This window comes from Microbacterium lacus (assembly GCF_044794305.1).
GTDB classification, from domain to species: domain Bacteria; phylum Actinomycetota; class Actinomycetes; order Actinomycetales; family Microbacteriaceae; genus Microbacterium; species Microbacterium lacus_B.
The window spans coordinates 160780-183417 of the sequence record NZ_CP084996.1 but is presented as its reverse complement, the minus strand read 5'-3'; the positions used below and the strand labels follow the sequence as shown (position 1 = coordinate 183417).

Below are 22638 nucleotides of genomic sequence, written 5' to 3'. Positions count from 1 at the left end.
GGGCGGCGACGGGCGCGCAATGGTTTGTCACACAGACACTTCGCATAGCCGGAGCGGCATAGCCCTTCGCTATGCTGAAACGAACACGCGCGCCCCGCGCCGACTCCCCCTCGCCTACTCGAGGGCCGCGGAACGGTGACGTCTGGGCGCACAATGAGAGAGGCGACCTGGTGTCCGATCTGCGTTGGGATGAAATCGATGAGCGCGCGGTGAACACCGCTCGCGTGCTTGCGGCGGATGCTGTGGAGAAGGTCGGCAACGGCCATCCCGGCACCGCTATGAGCCTCGCTCCTGCGGCGTACCTCCTGTATCAGCGGGTGATGCGCCACGATCCTCAAGACACCCATTGGGCGGGGCGCGACCGGTTCATCCTGTCGGCCGGCCACTCGTCGCTGACGCAGTATGTCCAGCTTTACCTCGGTGGCTTCGGCCTCGAACTCGATGACCTCAAGGCGCTGCGCACGTGGGGTTCCCTGACTCCGGGTCACCCCGAGTACGGCCACACCAAGGGTGTCGAGATCACCACAGGTCCGCTCGGCCAGGGACTGGCCTCGGCCGTGGGCTTCGCCTACGCCGCTCGCTACGAGCGCGGACTGTTCGACCCGGAGGCCGCCCCCGGTACGAGTCCCTTCGATCACTTCATCTACGTGATCGCGAGCGACGGTGACCTGCAGGAAGGTGTGACCTCCGAGGCATCCTCCCTCGCCGGCCACCAGGAGCTCGGCAACCTGATCGCGATCTACGACTCCAACCAGATCTCGATCGAGGACGACACCAACGTCGCCTTCACCGAAGATGTCGCGAAGCGCTACGAGTCCTACGGCTGGCACGTCCAGACCGTGGACTGGAAGAAGACCGGCGAGTACGTCGAAGACGTGGCCGCGCTGAACTCCGCCCTCGAGGCCGCGCAGAGCGAGACCGACAAGCCGTCGATCATCATCCTGAAAACGATCATCGGCTGGCCCTCGCCTGGCAAGCAGAACACCGGCAAGATCCACGGTTCGGCGCTCGGCGCAGACGAACTGGCCGCCACCAAGAAGGTCCTCGGGTTCGATCCCGAGAAATCCTTCGTCGTCGCAGACGACGTGATCGAGCGCACGCGCTCGCTCGCCGAGCGCGGGGCAGAGACGCGCGCGGAATGGCAGACCGGGTGGGATGCCTGGGCCACCGCGAATCCCGAGTCCAAGGCCCTGTGGGACCGCCTGGAGTCCGGCGAGCTCCCCGCCGACATCTCGGTTCCGTCCTTCGAGTCCGGCAAAGAGGTCTCGACCCGTGCCGCATCCGGCACCGTCATCAACGCGCTTGCCGCGCAGCTGCCCGAACTGTGGGGCGGCTCGGCCGACCTCGCCGAGTCGAACCTCACCACGATCAAGGACGCCCGCTCGTTCATCCCGGCGCAGTGGTCGACCCACGAGTGGAGCGGCGACCCGTACGGTCGCGTGCTGCACTTCGGCATCCGCGAGCACGCGATGGGAGCGATCGTCAACGGCATCGTCCTGCACGGGCCCACCCGGGCCTTCGGCGGTACGTTCCTGATCTTCAGCGACTACATGCGCCCCTCAGTGCGCCTGGCCGCGCTGATGGACATCCCGTCGATCTTCGTCTGGACGCACGACTCCGTCGCCCTCGGCGAAGACGGTCCGACACACCAGCCGATCGAGCAGCTCGCGGCACTGCGCGCCATCCCGAACTTTGCCGTGGTCCGTCCGGCAGACGCCAACGAGACCGCCGCTGCGTGGCTCGAGATAGTCCGCCGCCAGGCCGGCCCCGCAGGAATCGCGCTCACGCGCCAGAACATTCCGGTGTTCCCGCGCGGAGAACACGGATTCGCAACCACCGACGCAGTGGCGAAGGGCGCCTACGTCCTCATCGACGCCCCCGCAGGCACGCCCGACGTGATCCTGATCGCGACGGGCTCCGAGGTGCAGCTCGCCGTCGCCGCCCGCGAAACGCTCGCCGCCGAAGGAATCAACGCGCGGGTCGTCTCGGCGCCCTCGCTCGAGTGGTTCGCTGAGCAGGATGCGGCCTACCGCGAAAGCGTCCTCCCCAAGGCCGTGAAAGCCCGCGTGTCGGTCGAGGCTGGAATCGCGCTCACCTGGCGCGACATCGTCGGCGACAAAGGCCGCTCGGTATCGATCGAGCACTTCGGCGCATCCGCCGACTACAAGACCCTGTTCGAGAAATTCGGCATCACCGCCGAAGCGGTCGTGGAAGCGGCGCGCGAAAGTGTCAAGGAGAACAACGCATGACCACCCCCACCGCAGACCTCTCGGCCGCCGGCGTCAGCATCTGGCTGGATGACCTATCGCGCCAGCGCATCACCACAGGCAACCTGCAAGAACTCATCGACACGCGCGACGTGGTCGGTGTGACGACGAACCCGTCGATCTTCCAGGCGGCGATCTCGGCCGGCATCGGCTACGAAGAGGCGATCTCTGCGCAGGCCGCGAAGGGCTCCGACACGGACGCGACGATCTTCGCGCTGACGACGACCGACGTGCGCGACGCGTGCGACATCTTCCGTCCGCTGTACGACTCGACAAAGGGGGTGGACGGCCGTGTGTCGATCGAGGTCTCCCCCGATCTCGCACACGACACCGAAGCGACCATCGTCGAGGCGAAGGCACTGTACGCGTCCGTCGATCGCCCCAACGTGTTGATCAAGATTCCCGCAACGAAGGCGGGCCTTCCGGCGATCACCGAAGTCATCGCCGCCGGAATCTCGGTCAACGTGACGCTCATTTTCTCGCTCGAGCGCTACGCCGAGGTCATCGCCGCGTACCTTGCGGGGCTGGCTCGCGCACACAGCGCAGACTTCGACCTCTCGTCGATCCACTCGGTTGCCTCGTTCTTCGTCTCCCGCGTCGACACCGAGGTCGACAACCGCCTGACCGCGATCGGAACCGATGAGGCACTCGCGCTCAAGAGCAAGGCGGGTGTCGCCAACGCGCGACTCGCGTACGAACTCTTCGAGCAGAAGTTCGCCGAGAAGAACGCACAAGACCTTCTCGCCTTGGGTGGGAACATCCAGCGACCGCTGTGGGCATCCACCGGCGTCAAAGACCCCGCACTCCCCGACACGCTGTACGTCACCGAGCTCGTCGCACCCGGCACCGTCAACACCATGCCCGAGAAGACGCTGCAGGCGACGTTCGACCACGGAGTGGTCACCGGCGATACCATCACAGGCAACTACGCCGACGCGCACGCCGCGTTCGACGCTCTGGCCGCGGTCGGTGTCGACCTGACCGACGTCACACAGGTACTCGAGGACGAAGGTGTCGAGAAGTTCATCGCCTCGTGGCACGACCTTCAGGCGACCGTCACGACGGCGCTGACCGAAGCGTCGAACGGCTCGCGATGAGCTTTGAGATCCACCTCACCGGACGAGTGAAGTCCGTCGTCGAACAGACACTGCCCGCACTGGTCGCTGATCTCGTCGCTTCGGGAATCACGGCAGAGGACCCCACGCTGTGGGGTCCCGACGCCGAAGAAGAGGCATCCCAGCGCCTCGGATGGGTCCAGGCGGTCAGTGTGTCGCGTCCGCTCGTGGTCGAGATCACGGCTCTTCGCGCCGAGCTCGTCGCGGCGGGCGTCACCCGCGTCGTCCTGGCCGGCATGGGCGGGTCATCGCTCGCACCCGAGGTCATCACCCAGACCGCCGGCGTCCCGCTGGTGATCCTCGACTCCACCGCTCCCGGGCAGGTCCTCGCCGCCATCGACGGCGACTCCGAGTCGGGCGGGCTCGCCCAGACCGTGCTCGTCGTCTCGTCGAAGTCGGGTTCGACGGTCGAGACCGACTCGGCGAAGCGCACCTTCGAGGCAGCGTTCCGCGATCTCGGCATCGACCCGCTCGGTCGCATCATCGTCGTGACCGACCCCGGTTCACCGCTCGATGTCGCGGCTCGCGCAGAAGGCTATCGCGTCTTCAACGCCGACCCCACGGTCGGCGGGCGATACTCGGCCCTCACGGCGTTCGGACTCGTCCCCTCGGGCCTGGCTGGCGCTGATATCTCGGAGCTCCTCGACGAGGCTGAGGCCACCCTGCTCGAGGTCGCGATAGATTCGCCCGAGAACCCGGCGCTCGTGCTTGCCGCCGCCATCGCCGGTGGCCAATCCCGCCGCGACAAGCTGGGACTCATCACTGACGGCACCCACATCGTCGGGCTCCCCGACTGGATCGAGCAGCTCGTCGCTGAGTCCACGGGCAAGTCCGGCACCGGCATCCTGCCCGTCGTCCTTCTTCCCGTTTCGCCCGAACTCGAATCGAAGCCGGACGACCTGCAGATCGTGCGGATCGTCGACGAGGCGAACGAGTTCCACTTCCGTGAGCGTCACGAGGGCGAAGTGCTCATCAGCGGGTCGCTCGGCGCGCAACTTCTCGTCTGGGAGTACGCGACGGCGATTGCCGGACGGATGCTGGGCATCAACCCCTTCGACCAGCCCGACGTCGAGTCCGCGAAGATCGCGAGCCGGGGCTTGCTCGATGTACGCCCTGAGATCACTCCCGCCGCTTTTGCGTCGGACGGTGTCGAGGTGCGTGTGTCGGACCCCGAGCTTGCCGCATCCGGAACACTCGCCGGCGTGCTCGACGCACTGTGGGCGCGCATTCCCGAGGGCGGCTACGTCTCGGTACAGGCCTACGTCGACCGCACGCGACTCCCCCAGCTTCAGGGCCTGCGTGAGCTCGCCGCTGCGGACTCCGGACGACCCACGACCTTCGGGTGGGGGCCCCGGTTCCTGCACTCCACAGGCCAGTATCACAAGGGCGGACCGGCGAACGGCGTCTTCCTCCAGATTCTCGAGCAGACCGACGTCGACCTCGAGATTCCCGGACGCCCGTTCACCTTCAGTCAGCTGATCGCGGCCCAGGCCGCGGGCGACGCGAGCGTCCTCGCAGACGAGCACGGCCGACCGGTCGTCACTGTGACGCTCACCGACGCGCAGGCCGACGTCATGACGCTTTTCGAAGCAACGCAGTAGGAGTAGACCGGCATGACCGTGGAGATCTCACGCGGGAGCAATCCGCTCCGCGACCCTGAAGACCACCGACTCAATCGCATCGCAGGCCCCTCGGCACTGGTGATCTTCGGCGTGACCGGCGATCTCTCGCGCAAGAAGCTCATGCCGGCGGTATACGACCTCGCCAATCGAGGCCTGCTTCCGCCGGGCTTCGCGCTGGTGGGTTTCGCTCGCCGCGACTGGGAAGACCAGGACTTCGCGCAGGTCGTCAAGGACGCGGTGAAAGCCCACTCGCGTACCGAGTTCCGCGAAGAGACGTGGCAGCAGCTGCTTCAGGGCATCCGCTTCGTCTCGGGCAAATTCGACGACGCCGATGCGTTCCGCCGGCTGCGCGAGACCGTAGATGCGTTGGACGCCGAGCGCGGCACGATGGGCAACCACGCGTTCTACCTTTCGATCCCGCCCAAGGATTTCCCGCTGGTCGCCGAGCAGCTGAAGGCGTCCGGTTTGGTCGACGACACCGCCGACCAGCCTGAGCGCTGGCGTCGCGTCGTGATCGAGAAGCCGTTCGGTCACGACCGCGCATCCGCTCAGGCGCTCAACGACGCGCTGCGCTCCGCGTTCCCCACCGACTCGATCTTCCGAATCGACCACTACCTCGGCAAAGAAACGGTCCAGAACATCCTGGCCCTGCGCTTCGCAAACGAGTTGTATGAGCCGATCTGGAATGCGAACTACGTCGATCACGTGCAGATCACCATGGCCGAAGACATCGGCGTCGGCGGTCGTGCGGGGTACTACGACGGCATCGGCGCCGCGCGCGACGTCATTCAGAACCACCTTTTGCAGCTCATGGCGCTCACCGCAATGGAAGAGCCGATCTCGTTCGACGCCAAGAACCTTCGTGCCGAGAAAGAGAAGGTACTTGCGGCTGTCACCCTGCCGAAGGATCTGGCACGCTCGACCGCGCGCGGTCAGTACGCCGGCGGCTGGCAGGGCGGCGAGAAGGTGCTCGGCTTCCTCGAAGAGGACGGGATGAACCCCGAGTCCACCACCGAGACCTACGCCGCCATCACCCTCGAGGTGAACACACGGCGTTGGGCGGGAGTGCCGTTCTTCCTGCGCACCGGCAAGCGCCTCGGTCGCCGTGTCACCGAGATCGCCGTCGTGTTCAAGCGCGCCCCTGAGCAGCTGTTCTCACGCAGTCAGACCTCGGGTCAGGGCCAGAACGCCCTCGTGATCCGTGTGCAGCCCGATGAGGGTGTGACGATTCGCTTCGGCTCGAAGGTGCCCGGCGCGGGCGCGCAGGTGCGCGATGTGACGATGGACTTCGGCTATGGCCACGCGTTCACCGAAGCGAGCCCCGAAGCCTACGAGCGTCTTATCCTCGATGTCCTCCTGGGTGACCCGCCGCTCTTCCCCCGCCACGAAGAGGTCGACCTCTCGTGGAAGATCCTCGACCCGATCGAGGAGTTCTGGACCGCGCAGGGCGGACCGCTCGAGCAATACGCCCCTGGTTCGTGGGGACCGGATTCCGCGGATGAGATGCTCTCCCGCGATGGACGCACCTGGAGGCGACCGTGATCGTCGATCTGCCCGACACCACCGTGAGCAAGATCTCGCGGGCGCTCGTGAACGTCCGGGAAGAGGGCGGCGCCGTCGCACTCGGACGCGTGCTGACGCTGCTGATCCTCACCCGTGAGGGAGCGCTCGAAGAAGTCATCGAGGCAGCCAACGATGCATCGCGCGAGCACCCGATGCGCGTCATCGTGGTCATGATCGACGATGCGGATGCCGATTCGCGCCTCGACGCGCAGATCCGCGTCGGCGGCGATGCCGGCGCGAGCGAGGTCATCACACTCCGCGCCTTCGGCGAAGCGGGTAGTTCCAACCTCGAGAGCCTGGTCACCGGACTCCTCCTTCCCGATGCTCCCGTCGTGGTGTGGTGGCCCAACAAAACCCCCGAATCCCCGTCGACCACGTCGATCGGGCGTATCGCACAGCGTCGCATTACGGATGCTGCGACCAAGTCCGACCCGTCGGCCTGGGTTGCTGCCCTCGGCAAGAACCATGCGCCGGGCGACACGGATCTCGCATGGACCCGCCTCACCCACTGGCGTGAGCAGTTGGCGGCCGTGCTCGATCAGCCGCCCTACGAAGCCGTGACGGCCGTCGATGTGCAGGGAGCGAGCACATCGCCCTCGACTGCCCTCCTGGCTGCGTGGCTACGACTCATGCTCGACGTGCCCGTCGATTGGCGCTACTTGCCGACCAGCGAGTGGTCTGACGGCATCAAATCGGTCCGACTGGTGCGCGAAAGCGGTGACGTTCTGCTCGAGCGCTCGTCGGCCGCGATCGCGTGTCTGACGCAGCCTGGTCAGCCGCAGCACGACCTCGTGCTCCCTCGCCGCACCTTGCGGGAGTGCCTGGCGGAGGAGCTGCGACGACTCGATCCAGACGTCCTGTATGGTCGAGTGATCACCGAAGGCTGGGAGCTTTTGGGACCGCCCGCAACGGAGCAGACGCAGGAGAAGAATGGCTGAGCACTCCTGGGAGAAGCGGGTGGTCGTTGAGGTCGATCCCGCCACTCTCGCGGGTTCCGTCGCCGCTCGGTTCGTGCATCGCGTTCACAAGCGCACTTCTGCGGGCAAGACGGTCCATATTTCGTTGACCGGCGGTTCGATGGGATCCGCGGTTCTCGCCGCCGCCGCGCACGACCCGCGCACCGCTCAGATCGACTGGTCGCGAGTGCACTTCTGGTGGAGCGACGAGCGCTTCGTCCCCGCAGGCGACGCCGACCGCAATGACGGGCAATCCCGCGCGGCTCTTCTCGATTCGATCGACATTCCTGCGGCTAACATCCACAGTGCTGCCGCGAGCGATGAGGGAATCGAACTGGATGCGGCGGCCCTGCGATACGGGCAAGAGCTCGCCGAGTTCGGCTCGGACGAGCAGCTCTGGCCGTCGTTTGACATCTGCTTCCTCGGGGTCGGCCCCGACGGGCACGTCGCCTCGCTCTTTCCGGATCGGCGAGAGATACTCATCGTCGATCAGGCCGTCGTTGGCGTGCGGAACTCCCCCAAGCCTCCTCCCGAGCGGGTCACGATGACCCGCCCCGTGATCAACTCATCCAAGCGCGTCTGGCTGGTGCTGACCGGCGCCGACAAAGCGGCTGCGCTCGGGCTGGCCCTGGCGGGCGCGAGCTACGCGAGCGTGCCTGCGGCAGGCGCCAAAGGTCGGCTCCGAACAGTCTTCTTCGTCGACCAGGCTGCAGCCGGTCAGGTACCACCCGAACTCATTGACGGCGAGTACTGAGACCGCGACTCTTGCGAACTGCGATTACGCCTGACCGCGACGATCGCGAAGCTGCTGAAGTGCGTCGTCGAGGAGCGTGACCGCTTCTTCTTCGGTACGACGTTCCTTCACATAGGCGAGGTGAGTCTTGTACGGCTCTGCCTTGGCCAGCGCCGGCGGGTTCTCTTTGTCGCGCCCAGCCGGAAGGCCGGAGTGCGGAGAGTCGATGGTATCGGGGATTTCTTCCTCAGCGATACCGGCCGCAAAGTAGCGGACCGTCTCGTTACCCAGCGCGTCCCAGTATGAGATCGAGATGCGCTCGGCGTGGAAGCCGTGGTCCTGCTCACCCATCGGGCCCGCGCCCACGCGCGTTCCCCGGATTGCGTTTCCGCCTGTAGCCATTAGAGCCCCTGGAACTTCGTGATCAGGCCGAGGGCCACGATCGAGACAAACCACGCGAGTGCCAGCACGACGGTGAACCTGTTGAGGTTACGCTCCGCGAGCCCGGAAGAACCGAGCGCAGACGTCATGCCCCCGCCGAACATGTCGGACAGTCCACCCCCGCGACCCTTGTGGAGGAGGATAAGAAGGGTCAGCAGAAGACTCGTGATGCCCAGGAGCACCTGCATGACGAACTCGAGAATCAGCACAGTGGTGAAAGCCTTTCGCGGCGATCTTCCATCGATCGCACAAACATCAAGTATACGTCGGGGTTTAGACGCCGACGTGCTTCTGGAATCTGATGATTGCCGCGAACTCATCGACCAGAAGACTCGCTCCGCCGACCAGGGCTCCGTCGACGTCGGGCTCGCGCATGAAGCTCGCGATGTTCGCCGACTTGACGGAACCGCCGTAGAGCACGCGGGTGCGGGCCGCAGCATCCTCACCCATCTTCTCTGCAATCACCGCGCGCAGGGCGGCACAAACCTCTTGTGCCTGCCCAGGCGAGGCTACCTCGCCCGTGCCAATCGCCCACACCGGCTCGTAGGCCACGACGATGTCGGCACCTGCAGGCACCCCTTCGACGGCCGTCCGCAGTTGAGCCACCGAGACAGCGGTGGGCCCGGACTCTTCGCGCTGCTCCAACGTCTCGCCGACGCATATCACCGGCGCGAGGTCGTGCCGAAGCGCTGCCTGAACCTTGGACGCAACGACCTCATCGGATTCGGCGTGGTACTGACGGCGCTCGGAGTGACCGATGATGACATACCCGCAGTCGAGCTTTTTCAGGAACGCGCCAGAGATCTCGCCCGTGTACGCGCCGGAATCCTGGGCCGAGAGGTCTTGCCCTCCCAGCGAGAACGGGATCTTGTCGGCATCGATCAGCGTCTGCACGGTGCGGATGTCGGTGAACGGCGGGAAGACCGCCACCTCAACCGTGCCGTCTTCGTGCTTGGCATCTTTGAGCGCCCAGTGCAGCTTCTGGACGAACGCGACCGCCTGAAGGTGGTCGAGGTTCATCTTCCAGTTGCCTGCTATCAGGGGCGTGCGCCCGCGGTGCGCAGCACTCGCTTGCGGATCTACAGCTGCCATCCGAGGACCTCCAGTCCGGGGAGCTTCTTACCCTCGAGGAACTCCAGGCTTGCTCCGCCGCCCGTCGAGATGTGACCGAAGTCGGAATCAGCGAAGCCGAGCTGACGTACGGCCGCGGCGGAGTCGCCGCCGCCGACGACCGAGAGCCCGTCGACCTCGGTGAGGGCCTGGGCGACGGCCTTCGTACCTGCGGCAAACGCAGGGATCTCGAAGACGCCCATCGGGCCGTTCCAGAAGACGGTGCGAGAGGTGCGGATCAACTCGGCGAAGTTCGCCGCGGTGTCAGGACCGATGTCGAGCCCAAGCCCGGAGGCACCGAAGGGGGTGTCTTCGATGGCGTCCGCGGCGGTCACGACATGCTCAGCGTCCGCCCCGAACTTCGATGCCACCACGACGTCGGTGGGAAGAATGAGCTCAACGCCCGCCTGCTGGGCAGCTTTCACATAGCCGCGAACGGTCTCGAGCTGGTCGGATTCGAGCAGGCTCGCACCGACGCTGTGCCCTTCGGCCGCCAGGAAGGTGAACAGCATCCCGCCGCCGACGAGGAGGCGATCCACGCGCGGCAGGAGGTGCGAAATCACACCGAGCTTGTCGCTGACCTTCGACCCGCCGAGTACAACCGTGTACGGGCGCTCGGGGTTTTCAGTCAGTCGGTCGAGTACGTCCAGTTCGGCGGCGATCAGGAGCCCCGCCGCCGACGGTAGGATCTCGGCCAGCTCGTAGACCGACGCCTGCTTGCGGTGCACGACACCGAAGCCATCGGACACGAGTGCGTCTCCAAGCTCTGCGAGCTGGCCTGCGAAAGCTCCGCGCTCCGCGTCATCCTTCGCTGTTTCTCCGGGGTTGAATCGGAGATTCTCGATGACCGCCACGTCGCCGTCGGCAAGGGCGGCAACCGCTTCGTTGGCGGACTCCCCCACCGTGTCGCGTGCGAATGCGACGGGCTTGCCCAGCAGCTCGGAGAGCCGCTGCGCGACCGGCGCGAGGCTGTACTTCGCATCGGGCGCACCATCGGGCCGACCGAGGTGCGAACAGATCACCAGTCGGGCACCCTGGGCGATGAGGGCGTTGAGGGTGGGAAGCGACGCACGCACGCGGCCATCGTCCGTGATCGCGCCGTCCTTGAGAGGAACGTTGAGATCACAGCGGACGATGACCCGCTTGCCTGCGAGCGACCCCAGCGAGTCGAGGGTGCGCAGAGCCATCAGCTGACTCAGAGTCGCTCGGCGACGTACTCGGTCAGGTCGACGAGACGGTTCGAGTAGCCCCACTCGTTGTCGTACCAGGCCGAAACCTTGACCAGATTGCCACTGACGTTGGTCAGTTCGGCGTCGAAGATCGAGGAGTGCGGGTTGCCCTGGATGTCGCTCGAAACGATCGGGTCTTCGGTGTACTGCAGGTAGCCAGCTAGGCGACCATCAGCGGCAGCAGCCTTGTACTCGGCGTTGATCTGCTCGGCGGTCAGACCGTCGGTCGGCGTCACGATCGTGAGGTCGACGATCGAGCCGGTGGGCACAGGCACGCGGTAGGACGAGCCGCTCAGCTTGCCGTTGAGCTCGGGCAACACGTGACCGATGGCCTTGGCGGCGCCGGTCGATGCGGGAACGATGTTGATGGCGGCACCACGAGCACGGCGCAGGTCGCTGTGCGGGCCGTCCTGGAGATTCTGGTCGGCCGTGTAGGCGTGAGCGGTCATCATGAAGCCGCGCTCGATGCCGAAGGCATCGTTGAAGACCTTCGCCAGCGGGGCCAAGCAGTTCGTCGTGCACGACGCGTTCGAGATGATGACGTCGGTCTCGGGGTTGTAGTCGCCCTCGTTGACGCCCATGACAATCGTGACGTCGTCACCGGTCGCGGGAGCCGAGATGAGCACCTTCTTGGCGCCACCGGCTACGTGCTTCTTGGCGTCTTCGGCCTTGGTGAAGCGACCGGTCGACTCGATGACGATGTCGACGCCGAGCTCGCCCCAGGGGAGGTTGGCGGGGTCGCGCTCTTCGAAGACCTTGATCTTCTTGCCACCGACGGTGATGGATTCTTCGTCGTATGAGACGTCCTCGGTGAGCACGCCACCCACGGAGTCGTACTTCAGCAGGTGCGCGAGCGACTTGTTGTCGGTGAGGTCATTCACCGCCACGATCTCGAGGTCTGCGTTCTGCGCGAGAGCCGCGCGGAGGTAGTTGCGTCCGATGCGGCCGAAGCCGTTGATGCCGATCTTGACAGTCACGGATTTCTCTCCTGAAGTGTCGTGCGCGAGTGCGCGTGGTGATGCGATTCCGACGGTGGACAACGGCGTCCCGGCAGGTCACCCTGCCGGGACGCCTGCACTTGCTACGACAGTACCAGCAGGCCGGACGCCTTCTCACGGGCATTCGCGAAGCGGGTCTGGACGTTGTCCCAGTCGGTGATGTTCCAGAACGCCTTGACGTAATCGGCACGCACGTTCTTGTAGTCCAGGTAGTACGCGTGCTCCCAGACATCGAGCAGCAGGAGCGGCACGGTTCCGGCAGCGAACGAGGACTGCTGGTCGAAGAACTGCTGAATGATCAGGTTCTCGCCGATCGAGTCCCAGAACAGTCCTGCCCAGCCCGAACCCTGCACGCCCATGGCTGCCGCAGTGAAGTGCGCCGTGAACTTGTCGAACGATCCGAAATGGTCATCGACCGCAGAAGCGAGGTCACCGGTGGGCTTGTCGCCACCGTTCGGCGACATGTTCGTCCAGAAGATCGAGTGGTTGGTGTGACCACCGAGGTTGAACGCCAAGTCCTTCTCGAGCTTGTTCACGTTCGCGAAGTCACCCGCGTCTCGGGCGGCGGCCAACTGCTCCAGGGCGGTGTTCGCACCGGTCACGTACGCCTGGTGGTGCTTCGAGTGGTGAAGCTCCATGATCGTCGCGCTGATGTGGGGAGCGAGCGCCGAGTAGTCGTACGGCAGTTCGGGCAACGAGTATTTCGCCATGTTCTCTTCTTCCTATCGGCGTTGCGCCGAGAGCCCTCGGTGCAACGAGAATGACACTTCCACTGTACTGATCCGGAACGCTCGCGCACCGGGGTTGCTTCCCATCACACATGCGACTACGCCCGTGTGTGGCTCAGTCGTCGACGCCGACGGGCACCGCTGACTCGGTGTCGGGAAGGCCCTCGAGCTCGGCCTTCTTGTCGGCCATGGCGAGAAGCCTGCGCACTCGACCGGCGACCGCGTCTTTGGTCAGCGGCGGGTCGGCGTGGTGGCCGAGCTCATCGAGGCTCGCGTCACGGTGCGCGAGGCGCAGCTCGCCCGCTTCGCGCAGGTGATCGGGCACATCGTCGCCGAGGATCTCGAGCGCACGCTCGACCCGCGCGCACGCGGCGACGGCAGCCTGCGCAGACCGGCGAAGGTTGGCGTCGTCGAAGTTGACGAGACGGTTCACGCCAGCCCGCACCTCGCGGCGCTGGCGCAGCTGATCCCACTCGGATGCGGCGCGCTCCGCGCCCATCTGTGACAGTGTGGCCCGGATCGCATCGCCCTCGCGGACGACGACTCGCGGCACTCCGCGCACCTCTCGCGCCTTCGCCGGAATACCGAGACGGTGCGCGGCACCGACCAGCGCCATCGCCGCCTCCCCGGACGGGCACGTGATCTCGAGGGCGGCAGATCGTCCGGGATCGGTCAGCACGCCCGCGGCAAGGAACGCGCCACGCCAGATCGCTGCCAGGTCGGCGCGGGATCCGGTGGTGAGCTTGTTCGGGAGTCCACGGACCGGGCGGCGACGCTGGTCGAGCAAACCGGTCTGTCGAGCGAGCGTCTCACCGCCTTCGATCACGCGCACCGCGTAGTGACTGCCGGCCCGACCGCCCGAACCCTGCACGTGCACGAGTTCGGGACGCACTCCGTAGAGTTCCATGAGGTCGCGGGCGACGCGCCGCGCGAGCACATCCGAGTCGAGCTCGGCCTCGACCGCCACACGATTCGCGATCGAGTGCAGCCCCCCGGAGAACCGCAAGAGAGACGTGAGTTCGGCCACCCTGGCAGTCGGGCGCGGGTCGCGCACGGCGGTCAGTTCGGCTTTCACATCAGCAGTCAGCGACACGGATCTCCTCGTGGATGGAAAGGGGGAACGATCGTCCAGCCTACTGCGATGGGCGCGGTCGCGCTGATTTACTCGCGACCGAGGTCACGGTGCTTGACACGCACCGCGACGCCCGGGACACTCGCGAGGCGCTCAGCGATCTCGCCCGCTGTGACAACCGACCGATGCTTTCCGCCGGTACACCCGACGGCCAACACCGAGTGCCGCTTGTTTTCGCGCTGAAAGCCTTCGAGAACGGGCCGGAGCGCCTGCGCGTAGGTGTCGATGAACTCGCTCGCGCCCTCTTGCGCCAGCACGAACTCACGCACTTCGGAGTCCTTGCCGTTGAGCGCGCGCAGGGATTCGTTCCAAAACGGGTTCGGCAAGAACCTCATGTCGATGACCATGTCGGCATCGGGAGGCAGCCCGTACTTGAAGCCAAAGCTCATCACCGTGATGGTGTGACGGGCAGCACCATCCGTCGAGTACAGCTCGACGATCTCAGTCGCCAGCTGGTGGATGTTGTACCCAGAGGTGTCGATGATGACATCGGCGCTCTCGCGCACACCCGCGAGGCGCTCGCGTTCGAGGAGGATGCCGTCGAGGATCGTCCCTTCGCCCTGCAGTGGGTGAGGCCGGCGAACGGCCTCGAAGCGGCGAACGAGCACATCGTCAGCGGCGTCCAAGAACACCACGCGTAGCTGGCCGCGGGCACGAAGAGCCCGCACGACCTCTGGGAGCTCACGGAAGAGATCTCTCCCCCGGACGTCGACGACGACCGCCACTCGAGGCAGCGCTCCCGCCGCAAGCTCGGTGAGGTCGAGCAACGGCCGCAACATCTGCGGCGGAAGGTTGTCGACGACGTACCAGTCGAGGTCTTCGAGTGCGTTCGCGGCCGTCGAGCGGCCGGCACCGGACATGCCGGTGACGATCAGCACCTCGCCGGGTTCCCCGCCAGACACTTCGCTCATGATCACCCCCGTGCGTTCAGCCTACTCATTGCTCAGGTGCCCACGAATCGCGGCGGCGAGCTTCGGGCCGACACCCGGGAGTTCGGAAATCTGCTCGGTCGTGGCGCCACGCAGGGCGGTCACCGAGCCGAAGTGGCGCAACAGCGCCTTGATGCGGGCATCGCCGAGGCCCGGGACTTCTGCCAGCACGCTCTGGATGTCTTTGCGGCGACGACGACGCTGGTGGGTGATGGCGAATCTGTGCGCCTCATCACGCAGCCGCTGCAAGAGGTAGAGCGCTTCGCTCGTGCGGGGCAGGATCACCGGGTACTCCTCCCCCGGCAACCACACCTCTTCGAGTCGCTTGGCGATTCCGCAGAGGGCGATCTCTTCGTGACCCGCTTCGCGCAGTGCGCGGGCGGCCGCCTCCACCTGCGGCTTGCCACCGTCGACGACGAGCAACTGCGGTCGGTACGCAAACCGCGGCTTGCGCCGGGCGGTGGTCACCACCTCGCCATCCTCGGTCGCGAGGGCCGCGGCATCCGGAATCTCTTCCTGCTCCTCGGGTCGGTCGAGGTACGCGATTCGGCGGGTGAGGACTTGATGGATCGAGTCGGTATCGTCGGTCGTCTCGGCAACCGAGAACGACCGGTACTGGTCTTTGCGTGGCAGTCCATCTTCGAAGACGACCATCGATGCGACGACATTCGTGCCACCCAGGTGCGACACGTCGAAGCACTCGATGCGCAGCGGTGCCTCGGTGAGGCCCAACGCCTCTTGCAGGTCGGTCAGCGCCTGCGTGCGTGCCACGTAGTCGCTGGTGCGGCGCGTCTTGTGGAGCATGAGGGCCTGCTGTGCGTTCAGCGTCGCCGTCCGCATGAGATCGGCCTTGCGACCGCGCTGGGCGACCTGGATCGACACATTCTTGCCACGTCTGTTGCGCAGCCAGTCTTCGAGCTCGGCGGCATCGTCCGGGAGCACCGGTACGAGAACCTGCTTGGGGATGTCGGCGGCGGATGCATCACCGTACGTGCGCTGAATCACCTGGTCGACCAACTCGGTCGGAGAGATGTCGAGTTCTTTCTCGATCGTCGTCGCGCGAACACCGCGTACGCGGCCACCACGGATCACGAAGTGCTGCACGGTGGCGGCGAGTTCATCCTGAGCAATCCCGAAGAGATCGGCGTTGGTATCGGGCGCGAGCACCAACGCACTCTTGTTCAGCACCGCGTCGATCGCCTGCAACCGGTCGCGGTAGACGGCCGCAGCTTCGTAGTCCATAGCGACGGATGCTTCGCGCATTCGTGCCGACAGCTCGCGGGTGAACCGCTGGTCGCCACCGGCCATGAAGGCCACGAAGTCGTCCACGATCGCCCTGTGTTCTTCGATCGTGACCTTCATCGAGCACGGCCCCCCGCAACGACCTATCTGCCCGGGAAAGCAGGGGCGACCGGTCTGCATCGCCTTCTTGTAGCTCGCATCGCTGCACGTGCGGATGGGGAAGACCCTGATCATCAGGTCGATCGTGTCGTGCACCGCCCACACTTTCGGGTACGGGCCGAAGTACTTCGCGCCCGGGATGCGATGGTTGCGGGTGACGATGACGCGCGGAGCCTCATCGGCCAGCGTGATCGCCATGAAGGGATACGACTTGTCGTCGCGGTAGCGCACGTTGAAGGGCGGATCGAACTCCTTGATCCACATGTACTCCAGTTGAAGCGAGTCCACATCGCTCGCGACGACTGTCCACTCGACCGAGGCTGCCGTGGTGACCATGCGGCGCGTGCGCTCGTGCAGGGTGTGCAGGGGCGCGAAGTAGTTCGATAGGCGCGCGCGGAGGTTCTTGGCCTTGCCGACATAGAGCACGCGCCCGTCGCGGTCACGGAATCGATACACCCCGGGGTTGGTGGGGATCTCACCTTGCTTCGGTTTGTAGGCGAGCGTGGGTCGCGAGGTGGCGGGCATGCCTCAGCCGGCCTTGCGAGCCGCCTGCGCCGTGCCCAGCACTTCGGCGAGGAAGGTACCGGTGTGGCTCTCCTCGACACGCGCGACCTGCTCCGGCGTTCCGGTCGCGATGATCTGACCGCCGCCTGCCCCGCCCTCGGGACCGAGGTCGATCACCCAGTCGGCCGACTTGATCACATCGAGATTGTGTTCGATCACGATGACGGTGTTGCCCTTGTCGACGAGACCGCTGAGCACCTCGAGCAGCAGCGAGACATCCTCGAAATGCAAACCCGTGGTGGGCTCGTCCAGCACATAGATGCTGCGGCCGTTGGATCGGCGCTGCAGCTCGGTGGCGAGCTTCACGCGCTGCGCCTCACCGCCACTCAGTGTGGTCGCCGACTGTCCGAGCCGGACGTAGCCGAGCCCGACGTCCACCAGGGTCTTCAGGTAGCGGTGGATCGCCTGGATGGGTTCGAAGAAGTCAGCCGCCTCGGCGATCGGCATCTCGAGCACCTCGGCGATGTTCTTTCCCTTGTAATGCACGGCGAGCGTGTCACGGTTGTACCGCTTGCCGTGGCACACCTCGCAGTCGACGTAGACGTCGGGCAGGAAGTTCATCTCGATCTTGATCGTGCCGTCACCCGAGCAGGCCTCGCAGCGACCGCCCTTGACGTTGAACGAGAATCGCCCTGGTTGGTAGCCGCGAACCTTGGCCTCGGGAGTCTCGCTGAAGAGCGTTCGTACGCGGTCGAATACCCCGGTGTAGGTCGCGGGGTTCGACCGGGGCGTGCGGCCGATCGGCGCTTGGTCCACGTGCACGACCTTGTCGAGATTGTCGAGGCCCGTCACTCGCGTGTGCTTGCCCGGTACCCGGCGGGCGCCGTTCAGACGCGCGGCGAGCACTTCGTAGAGGATGTCGTTGACGAGCGACGACTTGCCAGAGCCGCTCACTCCGGTGACAGCCGTCATCACGCCGAGCGGGAAGGCGACGGTGACATCGCGCAGGTTGTTCTCGCGCGCGCCGACGACTGAGATCTGACGAGCCTTGTCGATCTTGCGACGTTTCTTCGGCGTCGGGATCGAGCGTCTTCCGGTGAGGTAATCAGCGGTGATGGACGAGCGGTCTTCGAGGAGCGAGGCCAACGGCCCAGAGTGCACGACCTCGCCGCCGTCGATGCCCGCGCGCGGGCCGATGTCGACGATCCAGTCGGCCGCATGGATGGTCTCTTCGTCATGCTCGACGACGATGAGCGTGTTGCCGAGGTCGCGGAGCTTGATGAGGGTCTCGATCAGCCGGCGATTGTCACGCTGGTGCAGACCGATCGACGGTTCGTCCAGCACGTAGAGGACACCCGTGAGTCCTGACCCGATCTGGGTGGCAAGACGGATGCGTTGAGCTTCGCCGCCCGAGAGCGACCCCGCCGACCGGCTGAGGTTGAGATAGTTCAACCCGACCTGGATCAGGAAGTCCAGGCGGAGACGGATCTCGCGCAGCACCTGCGCGCCGATCTTCGCCTCGCGATCGGTGAGTTCGAGCGTGGCGAAGTACTCGTGGGCGTCGGCGAGGCTCAGGCGCGAAGCATCCGCAATCGAATGCCCGTGCACCTGCACGGCCAACACCTCAGGCTTGAGGCGGTCACCGTTGCAGACCGGGCACGGCACCTCGCGGAGGAAGTCCGACCAGCGCTGACGCTGCGAGTCGGAGTCGGCTTGCACGTACTGGCGCTCGATGTAGGGCACCACGCCCTCGAACCCGGACGAGTAGCGCATCTCACGGCCGTAGCGATTCTTCCACTTGACCGTCACCTTGTAGTTCTCGCCGCGCAGGATCGCCTCTTGCACATCGACGCGCAGGTCGCGCCACGGAGTGTCGAGCGAGAAGTTCAGATCGGCCGCGAGGCCCTCGAGCAAACGCTCGTAGTACTGGAACAATCCCTTGCCCTGGGTCGTCCAGGGGATGATGACTCCCTCGCGAATCGAGAGCTCTTCATCGCCGAGCATCAGGTCGACATCGACCGACATGCGGGTACCCAGACCCGAACATGTCGGGCATGCGCCGAACGGGGCGTTGAACGAGAAGGTGCGCGGTTCGATCTCGGTGAGCTGCAGGGCGTGACCGTTCGGGCACGAGAGCTTCTCGGAGAAGGACTGCCATGCAGCGTCACCCTCTTCGTCGACGAAGTTGACCTGCATGACACCGCCGGCGAGGCTCAGCGCGGTCTCGACCGAGTCGGTGACGCGACCCAGGATGTCGGGGGCGGCGACGAGCCTGTCGATGACGACCGAGATGTCGTGCTTGTAGCTCTTCTTCAGCGCAGGCGGCTCGGCCAGCTGGACCATTTCACCGTCGACGATGGCTCGGGCGTAGCCCTTCGCGCCGAGCTCTTTGAAGAGGTCGACGAACTCGCCCTTCTTCTGGGTGATGATCGGCGCGACGATCTGGTACCTCGTGCGCTCGGGCAGGTCTGCCAGCTGGTCGGCGATCTGCTGCACCGTCTGCCGCTGGATCTGCGCCCCGCATTCGGGGCAGTGCGGCACGCCGATACGCGCCCACAGCAGGCGCATGTAGTCATGGATCTCGGTGATGGTACCGACGGTCGATCGAGGGTTGCGGTTCGTCGACTTCTGGTCGATCGACACCGCCGGGCTCAGACCCTCGATGAAGTCGACGTCGGGTCGATCGACTTGACCGAGGAACTGGCGGGCGTACGCGCTGAGCGACTCGACGTAGCGACGCTGGCCCTCGGCGAAGATCGTGTCGAAGGCGAGACTGGACTTACCCGAACCGCTGAGCCCCGTGAAGACGACGAGCGAATCGCGCGGGATGTCGAGGTCGACGTTCTTCAGATTGTGGACACGCGCACCGCGCACACGCAGGGTGCCGCTGCCGTGCGACCCGTGGGACGCAGGTTGAGCGACAAGGGGTTCCCCGGACGGATTTCCGGGCACGACAACAGGGACGATGGGCACCTCTCAAGTCTAGGCGGGGCCTCCGACACGGTTCCCGGGTTCGCCCTCAGCGTGCGGGTGAACGACGGATGCCGCGAGGAATGTATCCTCGCGGCATCCGCCGATCACTTCCTGATCTCGATCAAGGAGTCGGGATGGTGAAGAGTCCCACCGGACCGAACCGACGGTAGGTGTTGTTTTCGTACGTGAGGTCCGGGTAGTTGGCGGACGTAATCGTGCCCACTTCGGAGACCCAGTCGGACAGTGCCGTCTGGTAGGTCACCCCCAGCGTCGTGAACGGGACGTCGTCCAACGGGTAGTTGTCGCCGCCACGGAACGTGAAGTCGTTCGTGACGAACAAGAACGTGGCGTCCGGAGCGACGACCACGCCGCCGGAGACGACGGTGACGCGCGTGCCGTCGGCCTTGGTGACGACCGCTTCGAGGATCCGCTCGCCGGGCGTGGTGATCGTGGTCGTGCCCGTCGTGAAGACCTGAGCCTGCGCGGCCGGGTTGTAGACGAACTCCACGCCACTCCACTGGCCGAAGCGGCCGTTGCCTGTCTCGGGCAGCGAGGACACACTGTGCTCGAGGACGTCCTTGAGCTTCTGGCCGTCGATCTCGGCGATCGACACGAGGTTGAAGAACGCCCCGATGTCAAAGGTCGTCAGCTCAGTGACGTTGGAGCCGGGTGCTACCTGCACGTTGTTTCGGATGCCACCACTGTTGAGCAACGCGATATCAGCCTGGCCGACGCCGTACTCTTCGGCTCGGTCTCGCGCTGCCTCCTTCATCGCGTCCGTGAACAGGTCGCCCACATTGGTCTCACGCGAGCGGACGGGCGGGTTCGCGCCGTCGAGCCACACCTGGGTGGTGGCGAGCACGTTCTCGGCGAGGTCCGAGACGTACTCGGCGACCGGCGCCTCGACGTTCTCGGCGACGAACGGATCGCGCGGGCCGTCGAGCGGTACCGGGATAAGAGCCGACTGCTCCTCGACGACGTCGATGACTTCGCCCTGCTTGTCGAAGCGCAACACAAGCCGCCCGATGTCCCGGTAGTTGCCGACCGTCGTGACGACAGGAATCGGCTGTCCATCGGCGTCTGTGGCGGTCGTGGGGAACGGGTCCAGCCGCTCGACGCCGCCGCCGGCGATCGCTGCGTCCACACCGGTGACCTGGCCGAGAAGCTCGACATCGCTGGCGATGCTCTGCAGGTGGCTGGAGAGGATGATGATGTCGACGCCATCGGCCGTCAGCGCGTCCACCTCCGCCTGGACGGCCGCAGCCGCATCCGAGGTGGTGACGTTGCGCGGGCTGGAGATAGACCGCAGGTCTTCGTAGATCGCACCGACGACGCCGATCTGACGACCGGCCTTCTCGACGACGGTGCTGCCCGCGAGACGTCCCTCTTCCTCCAGCGTGGCGAGCCGCGGCTCCCCAGAGACGTCGAGGTTGGCCGACACGAACGGGATATCACCGCTCGCCTCGATGAAGTCCGCGAGCACATCGGGACCGAGGTCGAACTCGTGGTTGCCGATCGTGATCGCATCGAAGCCCCCCTCTGTGTAGACGAGAGCGTCGTAGAACGTGCCGTCGGGGCTGTTGAGAGAGGCGTTGAGCCTGGGACCCGAGAGGTAGTTGTCACCGGAGGAGATGGTGATCGCCGCGCGCGGGTTGAGTGCCTGCTGAACGCGCTTCGCGCGTTCGCTGGCTTTGGGCGGCAGAGTACTGGGGGCCGAGGCGTTGCCCTCAGCCTGCAGGCTTTTCAGGTCGGCGACGAACCGGGCGACACCCGGGTCCGCGTCGGTCGGCAGTAGCGCAGATTCACCGTCGTTGACGTGCAGAACGGTGAGCTCGAAGGTCTGAGCGGCACCCGCTGGAGGGGTGTTGCCGCCACCCTGCCCGTTGCCGGGGTTTGCCGGCGGGGCCGCCTGAGCGGGGACCAGCCCGCCGAAAGTCATCGCAACGGCGGCGGCACCGGCGAGGGCGCCGACGGCGAGGCGCCGACGCGTGGGGATGGTGAGGTCTGGGTATGACCGCAGGTATGACCGAGATCGCATGAAGCATCCTCTGTGATGAGACCGATGGGGGATGGTGATGGTGGCAAGCCGTTCGAGCGAGCTCCACCACTGCCGAGCCTAAGAGTCCTCCGGGAGGATGCCAATGAAGATGAGAAGGAGTTCATGTACCGGCAACTGAATTGCTACCGGGAGGCCTGCTCAGCGCTCGTGATCGATCGTCGCGCGTCCCGAGAAGCGAACGAGCGCGTCCCGAAGTCGGTGGATATCCCCGGCATCCATACCGACTCGCTCCATGATCCGCCCGGGGACTGCAAGGGCTTCCTCCCGCAGCATCCGTCCCTCATCGGTAAGTGTGATCTCGAGTACCCTTTCGTCGTCGGCGCGCCGCGACCTGCTGACGCGTCCCTGCGCCTCGAGGCGCTTCACGAGCGGTGACAGCGTCGCGGATTCCATCGCGAGCTCGCCCGCGAGTTCACCGAGCGACCGCGGCGACTCCTCCCACAGCGCCAGCATGACCAAATACTGCGGATGCGTCAGCCCGAGAGGTTCGAGGATCGGGCGATAGACCGCGACGACGTTGCGCGCCGCCGTAACGATGGCGAAGCAGAGCTGGTTCTCTAGAGCGAGCGCATCGACCGTCACCTGAGTTGTCATGAAGAGAATCATATAGCGCCCGAATAGTTAGTACACTAAGAGACATGACCGATGACAGGATGCCTCTGCGCCAGCGAGTACGCGAAGCGGGCGGCTGGTACGCGTGGGCAAACGCGAACCTCATCCGTCTCGCCGGACCCGCCGCCGTAGGACCCTACGAGACGACTCCGCCGCCCTCGTCGACAGAGCGCGCCGAGCGTGCGTGCCCGGTGTGCGGCGCACCGATGAGCACGCACACGTTCGACCGGTCGGGGCCGAAGCCCCTCATGCACTGCCCGTAGTCA

Annotated in this window: 19 protein-coding genes; 7 read left to right on the top strand and 12 right to left on the bottom strand. The window is 65.6% G+C overall.

The genetic code is table 11. The features are described from left to right. Positions 1 to 170: 170 nt before the first annotated feature. Genes tkt through pgl form a run of 6 tightly spaced genes read left to right on the top strand, consistent with a single transcriptional unit; the run spans position 171 to position 8277 of the window. Positions 171 to 2249, top strand: coding sequence for a transketolase (gene tkt, locus LG299_RS00890; RefSeq protein WP_404432619.1), 2079 nt, complete (start codon positions 171 to 173; stop codon positions 2247 to 2249). Next, on the top strand, positions 2246 to 3364 hold the full coding sequence (gene tal, locus LG299_RS00885; RefSeq protein ID WP_404432617.1) for a transaldolase: 1119 nt from the start codon (positions 2246 to 2248) through the stop codon (positions 3362 to 3364). The genes tkt and tal overlap by 4 nt, the downstream gene beginning before the upstream one ends. Next, positions 3361 to 4983, top strand: a complete 1623-nt coding sequence (locus tag LG299_RS00880) for a glucose-6-phosphate isomerase (protein ID WP_404434758.1) — start codon at positions 3361 to 3363, stop codon at positions 4981 to 4983. The genes tal and LG299_RS00880 overlap by 4 nt, the downstream gene beginning before the upstream one ends. Positions 4984 to 4995: 12 nt before the next feature. Beyond that, entirely contained in the window at positions 4996 to 6546 is a 1551-nt protein-coding gene (gene zwf / locus LG299_RS00875) for a glucose-6-phosphate dehydrogenase (RefSeq protein WP_404432615.1), read from the top strand. Further along, complete coding sequence (locus tag LG299_RS00870; RefSeq protein WP_404432613.1) at positions 6543 to 7505, top strand: glucose-6-phosphate dehydrogenase assembly protein OpcA; 963 nt, start codon at positions 6543 to 6545, stop codon at positions 7503 to 7505. The genes zwf and LG299_RS00870 overlap by 4 nt, the downstream gene beginning before the upstream one ends. Further along, positions 7498 to 8277, top strand: a complete 780-nt coding sequence (gene pgl / locus LG299_RS00865) for a 6-phosphogluconolactonase (protein WP_404432611.1) — start codon at positions 7498 to 7500, stop codon at positions 8275 to 8277. The genes LG299_RS00870 and pgl overlap by 8 nt, the downstream gene beginning before the upstream one ends. 24 nt (positions 8278 to 8301) lie before the next feature. On the opposite strand, the gene LG299_RS00860 is transcribed toward pgl, so the two are convergent. The 12 genes from LG299_RS00860 to LG299_RS00805 form a co-directional block, all read right to left on the bottom strand. Continuing rightward, entirely contained in the window at positions 8302 to 8658 is a 357-nt protein-coding gene (locus LG299_RS00860) for an RNA polymerase-binding protein RbpA (protein ID WP_404432609.1), read from the bottom strand. After that, positions 8658 to 8906, bottom strand: coding sequence for a preprotein translocase subunit SecG (secG, locus tag LG299_RS00855; RefSeq protein WP_404432607.1), 249 nt, complete (start codon positions 8904 to 8906; stop codon positions 8658 to 8660). The genes LG299_RS00860 and secG overlap by 1 nt, the downstream gene beginning before the upstream one ends. A gap of 64 nt (positions 8907 to 8970) precedes the next feature. Further along, on the bottom strand, positions 8971 to 9789 hold the full coding sequence (gene tpiA / locus LG299_RS00850; protein WP_404432605.1) for a triose-phosphate isomerase: 819 nt from the start codon (positions 9787 to 9789) through the stop codon (positions 8971 to 8973). Further along, positions 9777 to 10994, bottom strand: coding sequence for a phosphoglycerate kinase (locus LG299_RS00845; RefSeq protein WP_404432603.1), 1218 nt, complete (start codon positions 10992 to 10994; stop codon positions 9777 to 9779). The genes tpiA and LG299_RS00845 overlap by 13 nt, the downstream gene beginning before the upstream one ends. Positions 10995 to 11002: 8 nt before the next feature. Further along, on the bottom strand, positions 11003 to 12013 hold the full coding sequence (gene gap, locus LG299_RS00840) for a type I glyceraldehyde-3-phosphate dehydrogenase (protein WP_404432601.1): 1011 nt from the start codon (positions 12011 to 12013) through the stop codon (positions 11003 to 11005). A gap of 104 nt (positions 12014 to 12117) precedes the next feature. Continuing rightward, entirely contained in the window at positions 12118 to 12744 is a 627-nt protein-coding gene (locus LG299_RS00835) for a superoxide dismutase (RefSeq protein ID WP_404432599.1), read from the bottom strand. Positions 12745 to 12877: 133 nt separating this feature from the next. Then, complete coding sequence (gene whiA / locus LG299_RS00830) at positions 12878 to 13855, bottom strand: DNA-binding protein WhiA (RefSeq protein ID WP_404432597.1); 978 nt, start codon at positions 13853 to 13855, stop codon at positions 12878 to 12880. A 68-nt stretch (positions 13856 to 13923) separates the two neighbouring features. After that, positions 13924 to 14805: an RNase adapter RapZ gene (rapZ, locus tag LG299_RS00825; RefSeq protein ID WP_404432595.1), complete on the bottom strand. Its 882-nt coding sequence runs from the start codon at positions 14803 to 14805 to the stop codon at positions 13924 to 13926. A 21-nt stretch (positions 14806 to 14826) separates the two neighbouring features. Next, on the bottom strand, positions 14827 to 16749 hold the full coding sequence (uvrC, locus tag LG299_RS00820; protein WP_404432593.1) for an excinuclease ABC subunit UvrC: 1923 nt from the start codon (positions 16747 to 16749) through the stop codon (positions 14827 to 14829). Positions 16750 to 16752: 3 nt separating this feature from the next. Further along, a complete protein-coding gene (uvrA, locus tag LG299_RS00815; RefSeq protein ID WP_404434756.1) occupies positions 16753 to 19608 on the bottom strand; it encodes an excinuclease ABC subunit UvrA in 2856 nt (951 codons plus the stop codon). A 214-nt stretch (positions 19609 to 19822) separates the two neighbouring features. Beyond that, a complete protein-coding gene (locus LG299_RS00810) occupies positions 19823 to 21739 on the bottom strand; it encodes a bifunctional metallophosphatase/5'-nucleotidase (RefSeq protein ID WP_404432591.1) in 1917 nt (638 codons plus the stop codon). A gap of 159 nt (positions 21740 to 21898) precedes the next feature. Beyond that, positions 21899 to 22354: a MarR family winged helix-turn-helix transcriptional regulator gene (locus LG299_RS00805; protein WP_404432589.1), complete on the bottom strand. Its 456-nt coding sequence runs from the start codon at positions 22352 to 22354 to the stop codon at positions 21899 to 21901. Positions 22355 to 22398: 44 nt separating this feature from the next. Here LG299_RS00805 and LG299_RS00800 point away from each other — a divergent pair, with 44 nt between their 5' ends. Beyond that, entirely contained in the window at positions 22399 to 22635 is a 237-nt protein-coding gene (locus LG299_RS00800; RefSeq protein ID WP_404432587.1) for a hypothetical protein, read from the top strand. The last annotated feature ends 3 nt before the right edge of the window (positions 22636 to 22638 follow it).